General features: G+C 40.5%; 12 protein-coding genes. 3 read left to right on the top strand and 9 right to left on the bottom strand.

All coding sequences use genetic code 11. From position 1 onward, the window contains the following. Window positions 1-50: 50 nt before the first annotated feature. Entirely contained in the window at window positions 51-2162 is a 2112-nt protein-coding gene (locus ACNSTQ_RS00625) for a (Fe-S)-binding protein (protein ID WP_418197926.1), read from the bottom strand. A gap of 495 nt (window positions 2163-2657) precedes the next feature. Between ACNSTQ_RS00625 and cls the strand changes: the two genes are divergently transcribed. Next, the gene (gene cls, locus ACNSTQ_RS00620) at window positions 2658-3854 is read left to right on the top strand and encodes a cardiolipin synthase (RefSeq protein WP_418197925.1); all 1197 of its coding nucleotides are present in this window, start codon (window positions 2658-2660) and stop codon (window positions 3852-3854) included. 218 nt (window positions 3855-4072) lie between these two features. Further along, window positions 4073-5950 (top strand): heavy metal translocating P-type ATPase, encoded by a 1878-nt coding sequence (locus tag ACNSTQ_RS00615; protein ID WP_418197924.1) that lies wholly within the window; start codon window positions 4073-4075, stop codon window positions 5948-5950. On the opposite strand, the gene ACNSTQ_RS00610 is transcribed toward ACNSTQ_RS00615, so the two are convergent. From ACNSTQ_RS00610 to speE, 6 genes are all read right to left on the bottom strand, one after another. Beyond that, window positions 5947-6729: an alpha/beta fold hydrolase gene (locus ACNSTQ_RS00610; protein ID WP_418197923.1), complete on the bottom strand. Its 783-nt coding sequence runs from the start codon at window positions 6727-6729 to the stop codon at window positions 5947-5949. The two genes, ACNSTQ_RS00615 and ACNSTQ_RS00610, sit on opposite strands and share 4 nt — an antisense overlap. Before the next feature lie 32 nt (window positions 6730-6761). After that, complete coding sequence (locus ACNSTQ_RS00605) at window positions 6762-6932, bottom strand: XapX domain-containing protein (protein WP_418197922.1); 171 nt, start codon at window positions 6930-6932, stop codon at window positions 6762-6764. 860 nt (window positions 6933-7792) lie between these two features. Further along, window positions 7793-9460, bottom strand: coding sequence for an arginine--tRNA ligase (argS, locus tag ACNSTQ_RS00600; RefSeq protein WP_418197921.1), 1668 nt, complete (start codon window positions 9458-9460; stop codon window positions 7793-7795). Then, window positions 9457-9900 carry a DUF1934 domain-containing protein gene (locus ACNSTQ_RS00595; protein WP_418197920.1) on the bottom strand — a complete coding sequence of 148 codons (444 nt, stop codon included), beginning with the start codon at window positions 9898-9900 and terminating at the stop codon, window positions 9457-9459. The genes argS and ACNSTQ_RS00595 overlap by 4 nt, the downstream gene beginning before the upstream one ends. A gap of 239 nt (window positions 9901-10139) precedes the next feature. Further along, window positions 10140-11015, bottom strand: a complete 876-nt coding sequence (gene speB, locus ACNSTQ_RS00590) for an agmatinase (protein ID WP_418197919.1) — start codon at window positions 11013-11015, stop codon at window positions 10140-10142. A gap of 13 nt (window positions 11016-11028) precedes the next feature. Then, entirely contained in the window at window positions 11029-11856 is an 828-nt protein-coding gene (gene speE / locus ACNSTQ_RS00585; protein ID WP_418197918.1) for a polyamine aminopropyltransferase, read from the bottom strand. Window positions 11857-12259: 403 nt separating this feature from the next. Between speE and ACNSTQ_RS00580 the strand changes: the two genes are divergently transcribed. Further along, on the top strand, window positions 12260-14332 hold the full coding sequence (locus ACNSTQ_RS00580; protein ID WP_418197917.1) for a transglycosylase domain-containing protein: 2073 nt from the start codon (window positions 12260-12262) through the stop codon (window positions 14330-14332). Window positions 14333-14967: 635 nt separating this feature from the next. On the opposite strand, the gene ACNSTQ_RS00575 is transcribed toward ACNSTQ_RS00580, so the two are convergent. Both ACNSTQ_RS00575 and ACNSTQ_RS00570 read right to left on the bottom strand, forming a co-directional pair. Next, window positions 14968-15501 (bottom strand): YwhD family protein, encoded by a 534-nt coding sequence (locus ACNSTQ_RS00575; RefSeq protein WP_418197916.1) that lies wholly within the window; start codon window positions 15499-15501, stop codon window positions 14968-14970. A gap of 260 nt (window positions 15502-15761) precedes the next feature. After that, window positions 15762-16265: a YwgA family protein gene (locus ACNSTQ_RS00570; protein ID WP_418197915.1), complete on the bottom strand. Its 504-nt coding sequence runs from the start codon at window positions 16263-16265 to the stop codon at window positions 15762-15764. Window positions 16266-16275 lie beyond the last annotated feature (10 nt).

Here is a 16275-nt window from a genome sequence, read left to right as displayed (position 1 = left end):
ATGTATAAGTTCGAGGCTGACTTAAAAAAGGCAGCCTCTACTCTTATATACTATTGTAGTACTTTTTCTTCTTGTTTCACAATAGATTTTTCTAAAATTTCTGCAAGATCCATTGTTTTTACTGTATCTTCTACTTCTTTCGCTTTCGTTCCATCACTTAACATCGTTAAGCAGTATGGACATGCACTACCGATCACGCTCGGATTTACTTCTAGCGCTTGCTCAGTACGGGCAATGTTAATACGTTGTCCAGAATGATCTTCTGTCCACATCATACCTCCACCAGCACCACAGCACATACCGTCTTGACGATTACGTTCCATCTCGACAACCTTCACTCCAGGGACCGCTTCTAAGATTTCTCTTTGCGGACTATATACATCATTGTAGCGTCCTAGGTAACAGGAGTCATGGTAAACGATCGTTTCATTGACTTCATATTTAGGTGTAATTTTACCTTCTTTGATCAGTTGCGCTAGAAGCTCTGTATGGTGATATACTTCCACACCTTCTAAACCAAAGTCAGGGTACTCATTTTTAATTGTATTGTAAGCATGCGGATCGATCGTTACAATCTTTTTCACTTCATGCTTTTGGAACATTTCAATATTCGCTTGTGCAAGCTCTTGGAATAAGAACTCGTTACCAATACGACGAGGCGTGTCACCAGAGTTCTTTTCTTTACTTCCGATAATTGCAAATTTCACGCCAGCTTCATTTAATACTTTCGCAAATGATTGAGCGATTTTTTGGCTTCGCTTGTCGTAAGATCCCATGGAACCAACGAAGAATAGATATTCGAATTCTTCACCAGCTTTTTGCATTTCTTTAACTGTTGGTACGTGAATATCATCACGTCCATCACGCCAGTTTTCACGCTCTTTACGGTTAATTCCCCAAGGGTTTCCTTGACGTTCAATGTTAGAAATAGCACGCTGCGCTTCAGCTGGCATTTTTCCTTCAGTTAAGACAAGGTAACGACGCATATCAATGATTTTATCAACGTGTTCATTCATAACTGGACATTGATCTTCACAGTTACGACATGAAGTACAGGCCCAAAGTTCTTCTTCCGTAATGACATCACCAATTAAGTTAACATCATAACCAGCCGCAACTTCTTGGCCTCCAGCTGCTTGAGCAGCCATTTGATTTCCTGTTGTATGGCTAAATGCAAAAGCAGGTAACCAAGGTGTACGAGATGTTACAGCGGCACCTTTTTCTGTTAAATGGTCACGAACTTTGATCATTAAGTCCATTGGCGAGAGCATCTTTCCAGTCCCTGTTGCCGGACACATATTTGTACAGCGTCCACATTCAACACAGGCATAAAGGTCAAGTAACTGCTGTTGAGTAAAATCTTCTACTTTACCAACACCAAACACTTCTACATCCTCTTCTTCAAAGTTGATTGGCTTCAGTCTTCCAACCGGACCACCTTTTTTGAAGAATACATTGAACATCGCAAACACTTCGTGTGCTTGTTTCGACTGTGGTACAAATACCATGAAAGTTAGAACTGTAACTAGGTGAATCCACCAAGAAGCATAGAATAAAGCCGTGCCAACTGTTGTTCCTACACCAGCAAATACAGTCGCAATGATACTAGAAAAAGGAGCATACGCGTAGTTTGCTTCATAACCAAACATAATTCTTTCAAAACCAAGCGTCAACAGGATCGTTGCCGATAAGGTAGACAATGCGATATATACAAAAAGAGCTTTTCCATCTTTCTTCCATTGCAAGCGGTTTAGCTTTTCCCCGTAACGACGGTAGCAAGCATAAAGAATGGCAACGGTCATTAGGAAGGCCGTCCACTCCTGCATCGCATGGAAAGGCTTGTGCAAGGCACCTATCGGATACTGATAGCCTTCAATAAAACCTTTAATGATGATTTCAATTAATCCGACTTGGATAATAAAAAATCCATAGAACATGATTAAATGCATAATCCCACTTTTCACATCTTTAAACATCTTACGCTGACCAATTACATTGACCAAAACGCCTCGAAAGCGTTCTTTGAAATCGCGGTCAAACTCTTCTTTTTTCCCGAGTTTGATGTACTGATAGCGAGTAAATAATAGATTAGCAAATAAATAGATTGCATAACTTGCAACGATAATTAATAATACAAGATTAACTATCTTGAATACAGCCATAATAAATCTCCCTTCCTATTTCAATCCTTTAAAGATAGTAACAATAGATAAATTTCTGAAAATTGAATTCGTTTTCAACATTATAACATATTTTATTCATGAATGAGCATTCAGTCGACTAAATTTATAAAAATTTTTTTTAAGGATATTACTTCCATCCTAAAACAAGCTCCCGTTGGTAAAAATAAAAAGAAAAGCGGAAGTACCTTGTTCAGCGGCGTATGGGCTGGAGCCCTCCGTATGAGATAAAGGATACACGGCGATCGACAGTGAGTCGATGTTGACTTATCGTAAGGAGGAGAGCGAAGTCCACTAGACGCTAGGTGCTGCAGCTAGACATCAGAAAAGCGGAAGTACCTTGTTCAGTGACGTATGGACTGGAGCCCTCTGTAAAGAAGACACGGCTATACGAGTTGATTTTTTTCTTACTACCTACATATGAAGAAGCACAACTTATTATACTAAATAAAGGTCAACAAAACTTAGGAGGATTATATGGTACTCTTTTTAATTATAGTGAGCATTATAATACTTATTGCGATATTGCTACGATTAGACTTTAAATATGGCCTGAAAAAGCAAAGAAAAGAAGCAAAGCGCTTTCATCAAGAAATGCGTTACAGTCAGGTCCAATTACTTACAACGGGCGATGACTTATTTGATCACCTCTTTCAAGATATTAAACAAGCCTCTAACCATATTCATATACTATTTTACATTATAAAGGATGACAATATCAGCAAGAAAATGCTGTCATTATTAATGGACAAAGCAAAAGAAGGAGTAAAGGTTCGACTGCTCGTTGACCGGATCGGCGGCGACATTAAAGGAAGCTCCTTAAAAAAACTCAAAGAAGCCGGGGTGTCTTTTGCCTATTCTCATCCCATTAAATTTCCTTACCTATTTTTCACCCTCAACCGCAGAAACCACCGAAAGATTACGGTTATCGATGGCAAGATTGGTTATGTTGGCGGATATAACGTAGGCGATGAATATTTAGGCAGGGACCCTAAGTTTGGCAACTGGCGTGACTTTCATTTGAGGTTAGATGGAGATGGCGTCCAAGATTTACAGGAACAATTTTATGAGGACTGGCATGCCGCAATAAAAGAAAAAATCCCTAAAGATTATTTGTACCCACCTTTAATAAAAGGAACCATTCCACTTCGTATTCTGCCAACGGATGGTGTGTATCTTGAAGACACATTTGCCGACCTTATTCGCCAAGCTGAAAGTACAGTAACCATTGGGACACCGTACTTTATTCCTGGAATGGCTCTGCAAGGGGAGTTAATTAATGCGGCAAAGCGTGGAGTTGACGTTCGTTTAATTGTACCTAAAAAAGCGGACCATCCTTTAGTAAAAGAAGCTTCTTATCCTTATTTTAAAGATTTACTTGATGTCGGTGTCGATATTTATCAATACTACAGAGGCTTTTACCACGCAAAAATCATTATTATAGACGACGAAATCTGCGATATTGGTACAGCTAACTTTGACAAACGCAGCTTTCATATAGACCATGAAATTAATTGCTTGATTTACGATAGTTCCTTCATTCAAAACGTTTTAGAAGAAGTCGAATATGATATATCTATTTCCGAAAGACTTACTCTCAAACAATATAATCAGCGTTCCATTTTCCAAAAAGGAAAAGAACGATTTGCTACTATCTTTTCTGGCTTACTTTGAGCCCATTTTTTAGATATACCTATATATTTTTTTCCAGATATAGTATGATTGAATTATAATAAGTATAAAAAAGACGACTAAATAGTTTATAACGTTTCTAACTTTATAACGGTTTTTAGTCGTTGTTGAAGTCTGCTGTCACCCTTTGGTGGCAGCTTTCGTTGTTTTAGCAGCCAATTGATGTTGATTGTATTTCTCAATTAACGATTAAGGAGGAAATGATTTTGCTAAGAAAATGGATAGAACACCGACAACTCCTTCTAGCACTGGCCAGTGGAATTCTTATTGTGATCGCTTGGGTTTTGGAACGTTCAGCAATTCCCGCTTTTTTTACAGTTAGTATTTTTATCAGTGCCTATCTCATTGGCGGTTTTTATAAAGCAAAAGAAGGTATTGAGGAATTTATTAACGAGCGAAAGTTCTCTGTTGAGATTTTAATGATACTAGCTGCCATTGGTGCAGCAACGATCGGTTATTGGATGGAAGGTGCCATTCTCATATTTATATTTGCGTTAAGCGGCGCCCTTGAAACGTACACAATGAATAAAAGCCACCAAGAAATTTCTGCGCTCATGAACCTGCAACCCGAAGAAGCCACCCTATTAAAAGACGGGACGGAAAAAACTGTAGCTGTATCTGAATTAAGAATAGGTGACCTCGTTCGCGTTAAGCCCGGTGAGCGCATTTCAACAGATGGTGTTATTTTTACAGGAAGAACAACAATTGACGAGTCTGCTTTAACAGGCGAATCATTGCCAATCACAAAACAAGTAGGCGAAGAGGTATTTACTGGAACCGTCAACCTTTCAGGAATGATTGATGTGTCTGTTACAAAGCCTGCTGAAGAAACGTTATTCCAGAAAATTATCACTCTCGTACAGTCAGCTAAGGATGAAAAATCACCATCTCAACAAACCATTGAAAAGTTTGAAGGGCCTTATGTAAAGATTGTACTTATTTTCGTAACGCTTATGATGTTTCTTCCTTATTTTTTACTCGGTTGGAGTTGGCATGAAAGTTTTTACCGTGCTATGGTTTTGCTCGTTGTTGCCTCTCCCTGTGCATTAGTAGCTTCTGTTATGCCTGCAACACTTTCAGCCATATCGAATGGCGCAAGACAAGGAATACTCTTTAAGGGTGGCGTACACCTTGAGCAACTCGCTCACATTAAGGCCATCGCTCTAGACAAAACAGGCACGATCACAAACGGTACACCTGTTGTGACGAATTTATATATTCACCCTGAAATTAATGAAAACGATTTATTTCATGCAATCTGTGCTATTGAAAACCAATCTTCTCACCCATTAGCTAGAGCTATTGTTACGTACTGTAAACAACAAGGCATTGAACCCGTTAAACCAGATGTAATTGAGAATAAAAGTGGTTGGGGGATTATTGGTACCGTAGACGGTGAAGTGTGGAAGATTGGAAAACCCGACTTCTTTTCATTTGAAAAAGGTGAAGCTTTTCAAGAAATAGCTGCCGGTATGAGTGACGCTGGGCAAACACTTGTTTTTGCTGGAAAAGAAAATCAGGACGAAGTAATTGCAGTATTTGCTATTGAAGATACAATCCGAGACGTAGCCATCGAAGCGATTCAAAGTATGAAAAACGAAGGTATCGCTGCGTATATGATTACTGGCGACCATGAAAAAACAGCGAAAAAGATCGCTTCAGAAGTTGAACTCGACGGTTATTCAGCGAATTGCCTTCCAGAAGAAAAAGTAATAGAAATTGAAAAGTTAAAAAAACAATTTCAAAAAGTAGCGATGGTTGGAGATGGGATCAATGATGCTCCAGCGCTAGCAAGAGCAAACATTGGCATTGCGATGGGAGCAGGCTCAGATGCTGCCATTGAGACAGCTGATATCGTTCTCGTTAAAAACAACCTAGCAAAAATTGCAAAGGCCATTCAACTTTCCAAACGATTAAATCGAATTGTCATGCAGAACATCCTCTTTTCTATAGCTGTCATTCTTTTACTTATCGTTGGTAACTTCATGCAACACGTTTCTTTACCGCTCGGGGTGATTGGACATGAAGGCAGTACAATTCTCGTTATATTGAATGGCCTTCGCCTGCTTAAGAATTAAGATCGGACTTTTCTCTTTAAAAAATCAACAATAATTCGGTTAAACTCCGGTGCGTGCTTTGTAGGAATTTGATGTGTAGCTTTGTCGACTGTAACGATTTCAACATCTTTTAGTCGCTCCATGAACATTTTTGCATAGTGATGGAGGTAAAACGATAATCGTCCATAAATGACGAGGACGGGTACTTGAATTTCGTTTAGCCGGTTTGTCGACCGATAATGTAAGCCCTCATTATAAAGTTGATAGGTGATATGTGGATTAGCATGTGCAAAATAAGCTGCCATTTTCTCTCTAAACGCTGTTTCCTGTTTTTTAGCGTGTGCCATCGCAAGTACATTTGCTAAAAAGTTAATTCCTTTTAAGCGAGTAACAAGAAGGCCCAGCCGAAATTCGTTTCTTAATAAAAAGCTGTTCACTTCAGGAAAAGATCCGCTCATCATTACTGCTAACGTTCGTTCAGGATAGGAGATGGCCACTTCTTGTGCGAGAGAACCGCCATTAGAATACCCTAATATGACTGCCTTTTTAACGTTGAGATCGTCTAAAATACGAATAATATCTTCTGCGAGCAGGGACATCTTGATTCGTTCACTCCCTGCTCCACTTTTCCCATTTCCTCTGATATCAAAAAAGATGAGTTGAAAATGTTTGGCTAACTCCCGTTGCTTATCGAATGTCACCAGCCCCATTCCGGGTGGGTGTATAAAAACGATCGGAAGGCCTTCGCCTATCGTTTCGTAGTATATCGGCGACTGAAAACGACCTTGTACGTACGGCATGAGAATCCCCCTCGAGCTACTTCATTTTTTAGCTATCCACTAAAATAAGGTAGTATCCATTGAAATAATTTGTAACCTAAATATATTCCGACGATTCCGGCGATCCCTGGCAAAGCTGGGGGTGCTGGAATGGGTAATTTAATTAATGCAAATAAAAATCCAACAATTAAACCTGCTACTATTGCTAATAAAACTTCCTGCATGTTGTTCACACCTTTTCAGTATCTTTTATTAAAGTCTCCAAAAAACAAGCCCTCTATTTATACCAAATAGAGGGACATTTTATTTGTATGCTTTCCTTGTGGCGATAAGTCATTTTTAGGGCAGTGACACATTGTAAATGTGGCCGTTGTAGTGTTTGTCGAAAATTTAGCGGACTCCAGCGGCCCTTATTTTTATAAAAAACACCCTTTTTTAGTTCAAAGGGAACTCAAAGGCCCTTATTCCATAATATTTATGCTTAATTTTAATAAAACTAGGCAAATAAGGGCTTCTGAATTCCCTAAAGTGTTTCTTTTGAAGATTCTCACTAAAATAAGGGCCTCTCAGTGCTCTAAAGGACAAGATTTAGGGGCAACCGTTCCTCACCGTGTTTCCTTTATCTCATGCGGTGGAGCTTCAGTCCTTACGACGCTGAACGACCGCTTCCGCTTTTCTGACTGTCTAGCTGCAGACGCCATCGGCTCAAGGTCGCTTCGGTTCATCCATCGTGTCCAAACCAGAGGACACTTATGGCTGGCCCTCCAGCGCTGGTCGCCGATAAGCGGGCGTCTTCCGCTTTTCTGACTGTCTAGCTGCAGACGCCATCGGCTCGAGGTCGCTTCGGTCCATCCATCGTATCCAAAATTCAGGACACTTATGGCTGGCCCTCCAGCGCTGGTCGCCGATAAGCGGGCGTCGTCCGCCTTTCCTACTGTCTAGCTACAGCGGTCAGCGTCTAGTGGACTTCGCTCTCCTCCTTACGATAAGTCAACATCGGTTCGTTGCCTCACCGTGTTTCCTTTATCTCATACGGAGGAGCTCCAGTCCTTGCGACGCTAAACAACCGCTTCCGCTTTTCCTACTACATGCGTTCTGGGGCGGATACTCCGATTAGTTTTAGTGCATTTTGTAGTGTGACTTGCACTGATTTTACGAGTGCAAGGCGAGCTTTACTTTTTTCAACGTCTTCTGGGTCGATAACACGCTCGGCATTGTAAAAGCTATGTAGAGCCGAAGCAAGATCAAACGCATAGTTTGTTAAGCGGTGCGGTGAGAGTTTTTCAGCACTTTCAGCAATCGCTTCAGGGAACTCACCGACTTTTTTCAGCAGATGGAATTCTTTTTCCGAGGAAATCAGATTAAGGTTGCTTGTATCATCTAGTGGTAACCCTTGTTCTTCCCCTTGTCTAAGCATACTGCAAATACGTGCATGCGCATATTGAACGTAGTAAACAGGGTTTTCGCTGGATTTACTTACTGCTAAATCCATATCAAAATCTAATTGAGTGTCCGCACTACGCATAGCAAAGAAGTAGCGTGTTGCATCAATTCCTACTTCTTCCATTAAGTCACGTAAAGTTACTGCTTTTCCTGTACGTTTACTCATCTTCACTTTCTCACCGTTTTGGAACAGAGAAACCATTTGAATGATTTGAACGTCCATTTGTTCTTGGCCGTACCCTAGTGCTTGAATTGCTGCACTCATACGTGGAATATAACCGTGGTGGTCTGCTCCCCAAATGTTTATTAATTTATCAAAGCCGCGCTCTAATTTATCTTTATGGTACGCGATATCCGGCGTTAAGTACGTATAGGTTCCATCATTCTTAATCAGGACTCGATCTTTATCGTCACCATACGTTGTCGAACGGAACCATGTTGCCCCATCTTGTTCGTACGTTTCCCCTTTTTCTTCTAATAGCTTTAATGTTTCTAGTACTTTTCCTGAAGTATAAAGGGATGTTTCTGAAAACCAGTTATCAAATTCAACGCGGAAGTCACTTAAGTCTTTTTTCAACTTTTCTTGCTCACGTTTTAAGCCATATGCACGGAAAAATTCCATTCGCTCTTCTGCATCCACATGAACAAAACGATCGCCATATTTCTTCGCTAAATCTTGGCCGAATCCTATGATATCTTCACCATGATAGCCATCTTCCGGCATTTCTTTTTCTAATCCGAGTGCTTGATAGTAACGAGCTTCAACAGAAGTTGTTAAATTGTTAATTTGATTACCCGCATCATTAATGTAATATTCTCTTTGAACGTCGTAGCCTGCTTTACTTAACACATTACATAAAGCATCCCCTACTGCTGCCCCACGAGCATGTCCTAAATGAAGGCTTCCTGTTGGATTGGCTGAAACAAACTCGACTTGAATTTTTGTGCCATTACCTACATTTGTCTGGCCATACTCATCTCCTGCTTGAAGTACGGCTGGGATCATGTCGCGTAAATAACCGTTATCCATATAGAAATTGATGAAGCCTGGTCCAGCAATTTCCACTTTTTCAATGGACGCTTTTTCTTTATTGATATGACTGACAATGTCTTCTGCGATCATACGTGGCGCTTTTTTTGCTACTCTCGCTAATTGCATTGCCATATTCGTTGAGTAATCACCATGCGCTTTATCTTTTGGGTTTTCTAACACGACATCTGGAACTTGCCCCTCATCTATTCCTGAAGCAATTACGGCAGCTACAATTTCTGCTTTTAGTTTTTCTTTCATTTGCTCTACACTGTTCATTCGTTTTCCTCCTCAATTTTTATCGTTACATCAAATGTTCCTGACGGTTCATCTTGTAAAAAGTAATCGTATTTGAGCTGAAGTTTCCCACTAGAACGACTCGCAGGCCACTCATAATGACAGAGATGTGTTTTTGCAGAAGTGTGCCATGAACCAAACGGGCTCCGGTATGTTCCTTCTGTCTTTTCACCAACCGTATAGATTTGCCGCATGGATAGATCACCATTTCGGATGATCGTAGCTTCCTGCTCACCAATTTTTACGGTCGTCTGAACATTTAATTTATCGTTATGTATTTCTTTAAATAGTAGATATGTATACCCGTTTTTCACATAAACGTTTCCCTTTCCTTTGAGGGAGAGGTGTTCTTTTTGGCCACCTTGGCGTATCGTCGTCTTCATTAATACTGAGATTGGTCTTCTCTTATCTTCCACGGACATTGGACTTGCCCACCTTTCTTTTTTCAAGTTTAGCGAGTTTGTCGCGCCGTTGCAAGAACAATCCTATACCAATACAACGGTGCCAGGCACCTTAAACAGTGTAAAGCATTAAAGGTGCCTGGCACCGTAGAAAGCACACACAATGCATCGCGCAATACGTCGCGTATGGCGTAGCACTTTGCCTTTATAGTAAAGAAGCTGACTCAAGGAACGTATGAGTCAGCTCTTAGGGTGCCGTTTTACTTTTTTACCCAACCTAAAATAATTTCGCGGATAAATTTACTTGCAGCAATTGGTGTTTGCTCCGTCGGATCGTACGCTGGTGCGACTTCTACTAAGTCTGCGCCAATGACATTCACGTCAGAATTCGCAATGAGGTGGATGGCCTCTAATAATTCTTTAGACGTTATTCCTCCTGCTTCTGCTGTTCCTGTACCCGGTGCATGTGCAGGATCTAATACGTCAATGTCGATCGTTACATATACGTTTCGTCCTGCTAACTGAGGCAGCACTTCTTTTAGAGGCTCGGCTACATCAAACTTTGACATGTGCATGCCTGACTCTTTTGCATACTGAAACTCCTCACGCATACCAGAACGAATCCCAAATGAATACACATTTTCAGGCCCGATCAGTTCACAGGCTTTCCGAATCGGCGTGGAGTGAGACAACGGTTCTCCCTCGTATCGCTCTCTTAAATCCGCATGTGCGTCAATATGAATGATTGCCATATCTGAGTATTTTTTAAACATCGCACGGAAAATCGGCCAAGACACTAAGTGTTCCCCGCCTAATCCAATCGGGAATTTCCCATCAGCAATTAGCTTATCGATATAATCTTCAATCATATCTAAGCTTCGTGCCGGATTACCAAAAGGCAGCGGAATGTCACCCGCATCGAAGAAATTCACTTCTTCAAGATGCTTGTCCAAATAAGGGCTATACTCTTCTAAACCTAATGAAGCTTCACGAATTCTTGCCGGGCCAAATCGAGAACCTGGGCGGAATGAAACCGTCCAGTCCATCGGCATACCGTAAATGACAGCTTCACTTTCTTCATAACTCGGCTTGCTCATAATAAAAACTTTTCCTGAATACGCTTCGTCAAATCTCAAAACAAGCCCTCCCCTACTTAATTAAATCTTCCACAAAGCGCGGTAAAGCAAATGCTGCTCTATGAAGATCTTTTGTATAGTATTTTGTATCAATGTCGTGGAAACGACTGTCTTCAATTGCTAATGGATCATGCTTTTTCGAACCAATCGTAAATGTCCAAAGTCCACTTGGGTACGTTGGAATACTGGCAATGTATAAACGAGTGATTGGGAAAATTTCCTTCACATCACGTTGTACGTTTGTAATAAGTTCAGGCGTGAACCATGGGTTATCCGTTTGTGCTACAAAAACACCGTCTTCTTTTAGTGCTTTAGAAATACCCGCATAAAATCCTTTAGTAAATAAGTTAACAGCTGGTCCAACTGGCTCTGTAGAGTCAACCATAATGACGTCATACTCATTTTCACTGTTGGCAATATGCATAAATCCGTCATCGACTTTTACTTCGACTCTAGCATCGTCTAACATACCTGCGATTTCAGGTAAGTATTTTTTCGAATACTCAATGACCTTCCCGTCAATTTCAACAAGTGTTGCCTTCTTAACCGATGGATGTTTTAACACTTCACGGATGACTCCACCGTCTCCACCACCAACAACAAGTACATTTTCTGGGTTAGGGTGTGTAAAAAGAGGAACGTGCGCTACCATCTCGTGATAAACGAACTCATCTTTTTGAGTAGTCATAACCATTCCGTCAAGAACGAGCATGTTTCCGAACTCTTCGGTTTCAACCATATCTAGTTTTTGAAAATCTGTTTGTTCTGTATGTAACGTGCGTTTAATTTTCATTGTAATTCCAAAACGCTCCGTTTGCTTTTCTGTATACCATAATTCCATGATCGTCACCTCTTAATATTGTTCTTTCTATTAGTTTGCCCTAGTTTCTTGCTCTTACTAAAAGGTTAACCAAAAACTCTAGTTCAATCATTATTTTTAGTTTGAACTCCGACTTAGATTACAGCATTTGAGTGCAATTTTTATGCCAAACAAAAAAAGTATAAATGAAATGCACAAAATTGCAAGAGAATTTTTAGATATTCAGGTTATTTGTGTTTAAAAATTCATTAATCTTCCAAAAATAGAGATACTTATTGAAAAAATGAACCTAACCTAGCTATTAAAGTCTCCTTTTCATTAAAGGTTGTTTTTCTTTATCCAAAACGTAGTTCCATTTTAATGTGACGCTACACGTTAAGTTTTTTATTATTTTTTAAATCTGATAAGTAAAGAGGTGACTGACATGGAAGTCATCGTAAAAAAACGTTCGAGACGGAAAATAAGTTGGTTGCGCAGACTACTTCGCTTTTTATTATTTCTAATCGTTTTATCTATGTTGGCTGCGGTCTTATTATTAACCTATTTAAAAATGGAAGGTGCTCCTGCATTACAAGTTTCCCAGACGACACGGCTTTTGGATGCAAATGACGTTATTATTGGTGAAAGTCACCAAGGACAAAACCGGTATTGGGTATCGCTTGAAGAGATTAGTGAAGATTTGCTGCATGCCACCCTCTCAATTGAAGATCGTAAGTTTTATGATCACTATGGGTTTGATCCTACACGAATTGCAGGTGCGGTCGTGGCTAATATAAAGTCTGGCGGTAAGGCTCAAGGGGCTAGTACGATTACCCAGCAGTACGCTAGAAATCTTTATTTAACTCATGATAAAACGTGGAAACGAAAATTTAATGAGATGCTCTATGCTCTTCGTCTTGAAATGTATTATACGAAAGATGAAATTTTAGAAGGATACTTAAATACGATTTATTATGGGCATGGTGCTTACGGCATCGAGGCAGCAGCACATTACTTTTTTAATAAAAAGGCATCGGAACTTAATTTAGCTGAAGCAAGTCTTCTTGCCGGGATCCCTAAAGGGCCAAGCTACTATTCACCACAAAATGACTTCGAACGCGCAAAACAGCGTCAAGAGCTTATTTTACGATCGATGGTACAAACCGGCCATATAACATCATCAGAAGCAGAGGCTGCAAAAAATGCGCAGTTACAGTTTGCAATCTCTGAAAATGAAGACACCGCTGCGATCGGACCGTATTTTCAAGAGTATGTTCGAAATTTATTAATGAATGAATATAACATCGATGAAGCGTTAGTTGAGCAAGGTGGATTACAAATTTTCACTACTTTAGACCGGGATATGCAAGCGGAAGCGGAGCGTTGGGTAGAAATTGAACTCGGATCTACTGAAGAGTTGCAAGCTGCACTCGTCGCGGTTGATCCGCGGACAGGAGATGTAAAGGCACTCGTTGGAGGCAGGAATTACCTACAAAGTCCATTCAACCGAGCAACACAAGCACGACGTTCGCCAGGGTCCACGTTCAAGCCCTTCTTGTATTATGCTGCAATGGAACATGGCTTTACCCCGTCATCGACGTTATTAAGTGAACCGACAACATTTACGTTTGATGATGGTAGACCAGATTATTCACCTTCGAATTTTAATGATAACTATGCGAATGACTTTGTCACTTTACTACACGCACTCGCGTTTTCAGATAATATATTCGCTGTAAAAACACATCTCTTTTTAGATACGGAAACATTAGTGGAAACCGCAGGTCGATTTGGCATTAAAAGTGAATTGGAAAATATCCCTTCGCTCGCCTTAGGATCAAATGACGTTCAATTATTGGAATTGACCAATAGTTACTCGAGCTTTACTAACGGTGGAAAACGAGTAGAGCCAAGATTTATTCGAAAGGTCGTTGACAAAAACGGACAGATTATTTTTGAAAAAGAGCCTGTGATTGAACAAATCATAGATCCGAAATTAGCGTTTATTATGACGGATTTAATGACAGCGATGTTTGACCGCTCCATTAATGATTATGCGAGTGTAACCGGTGGATCTGTCGCACACCTTGTGAATCGGCCTGTTGCTGGAAAATCAGGTTCGACTCCATTTGACAGTTGGATGGTCGGTTATACCCCTCAGCTTGTGACGGGGGTGTGGGTTGGTTATGATCTAGAAAAACGGTTAAATCATGCAACAGAAGGCCAGATCGCCAAACGCATTTGGGCACAATTTACCGAGCACTCGCTTAAAGATGATTTGAAATTAGATTTCCATAAACCACCTGGTGTAACTGGCGTTTACATTAATCCAAAAAACGGCTTACTTGCAACGGATGAATGCCCAGTGAAGCGACTAACCTATTTCGTTTCCGGTACTGAACCGACAGAATATTGCCAAGACCATATGCCAGAAGAAGACTCAGAAGTCGAAATGACCGAGGAAGACGTCCACAAGAAAGAAAAATTCCTCGACCGCTTTATCAAATGGTTTAACTAGGAAAAGCGAAAGGTGCCTGCTTATCGGCGACAAGCGCTGGAGGGCTAGCCATAAGTGTCCTGCTCTTCGGACACGTTGGATGGACCGAAGCGACCTCGAGCCGATGGCACCTGCAGCTAGACAGGAGGAAAAGCGGAAGCGGTCGTTTAGCGACGTATGGACTGGAGCTCCTTCGCATGAGATAAAGGAAACACGGTGAGGCAACGAACCGATGTTGACTTATCGTAAGGAGGAGAGCGAAGTCCACTAGACGCTGACCGCTGTAGCTAGACAGCGGAAAAGCGGAAGGTGCCTGCTTATCGGCGACAAGCGCTGGAGGGCTAGCCATAAGTGTCCTGCTCTTCGGACACGTTGGAGTGGCGCCAGCGACCTGATAGTTACAATGTCGCGGTGCCAGGCACCTTTAACAAAGTAATGCATTAAAGGTGCCTGGCACCCATTTTATTTGTACATCGCTTTCAAAAACGACAAAAGGCAGAGGTGGGTTCCTCTGCCTTTTGTCGGTCCTAGTATAAATATGTGTCGATTTATACTAGTTTTAAGTTTAATTCGATTTTAACAAAAGCTCAACCCTTTGAATAAGAGTTCATAAATCGTTCATAGATAACAAAAAAATGGGCTAGACAAATTATATTCTATTGTTCTTCGCCAAGAAGTTCTTGTCTCAGCTTTAGTTCAGAATGATTCCACATGTCTTCGTTATGTGATTTTAGGAACTCTCCTAAAATTTTCTTTGATTTTTCATCCATATGGTCCACAATAATATGGCCTTTTAATGACTTATCCATGCGATTGACGTGTTCCGGCAGGCTTTTATAACCACGTCTTGTTTCCATATCAATTACCATTTCGCATGCAGTCACGCCGGCGTAAAACGGCTTTGCTCCTTTATTGTTTACAGAAACCCACACTAACCAGTACAACTTTCCGTTTGATGAGTCTTCTCGATTGGGTGTAAATTTAATTCGCTTTTCTACAGCGGATCGTGCGTGTAAAGCTCCCATATCAACGAAAGCTTCGGCGTTTTCTGAATTAACTATAATCGGTGAAACATTATTTAAGTCAATAACACCTGTTCCGTATCCACCGTGTCCATCTGTTGAATCGGTGCTCAAAATATTAAAGCCCGTTTTTGTTTTTTTCTGCTTATCGTTTTCAAAGAGATCCATTCATCGATCATCCCTTCATCCATATTCTATAATCAGCATACACGTTTTATGATGCGTTCATTCTATCTTTTAGTTTATCACATGATGAAAGTTAGGTCATTTCTCTGAGACAGTTAATGCTCTAAAAGAAAAAGTTATGTCATGAAAATAAACGGCAGTACAACCCAAAAACGCATGAATTCTCAAGAAACCCATGCGCTTTAAGTTAATTATAGGCTGTTTGCTTCTTAAAGTTCCCCTTAAAAAGTAAGCTCTTGTCATTAGTGATGAACTGATTTTAATTGTTCAATATAAGTGAAAGCTCGTTCCATTTCTTCTTCTGTGTAATTTTGTTTCTTTTTTACCGTCATGACCTTCTCGACAATTTCCTCTTTTTCCATCTCATCGAAGTAAAGGACCGTTGAAACTAATTCAAGAAATCGTGAACTTTGATCATTCATGTTAGAAACGGACAGTTCAATATTCGGTAAATCAAGGTTGTACATATCGAGGAACTTTTCGCCTTCCTCCGTTAAAATGTACCGGTATTGCTGATAGCCACTTTTCGTTTCAAGAGTTTCTTGTAAAAAACCTAGGTTACACAGTTCTTCTATCCGAAGGGTTAGCTCTTCAGAGTACGGGCCAAACATATGAAATTTAAACCGTTCTGAAAATGGAATAGCTAACTTTTTTGAAATATAAACGATCTTCTGCAACTTTTTCCGCCCAACAATCTCACCTGCTTGTTGGAACATCGACAGCAGCTTTACATGTTCCTTTAGCAAAATGCTCCTC

This window comes from Alkalihalobacterium sp. APHAB7, from assembly GCF_048323755.1.
In the GTDB taxonomy this organism is placed as follows: domain Bacteria; phylum Bacillota; class Bacilli; order Bacillales; family Bacillaceae_F; genus Alkalihalobacterium.
This window is presented reverse-complemented; position numbering and strand designations above follow the sequence as displayed.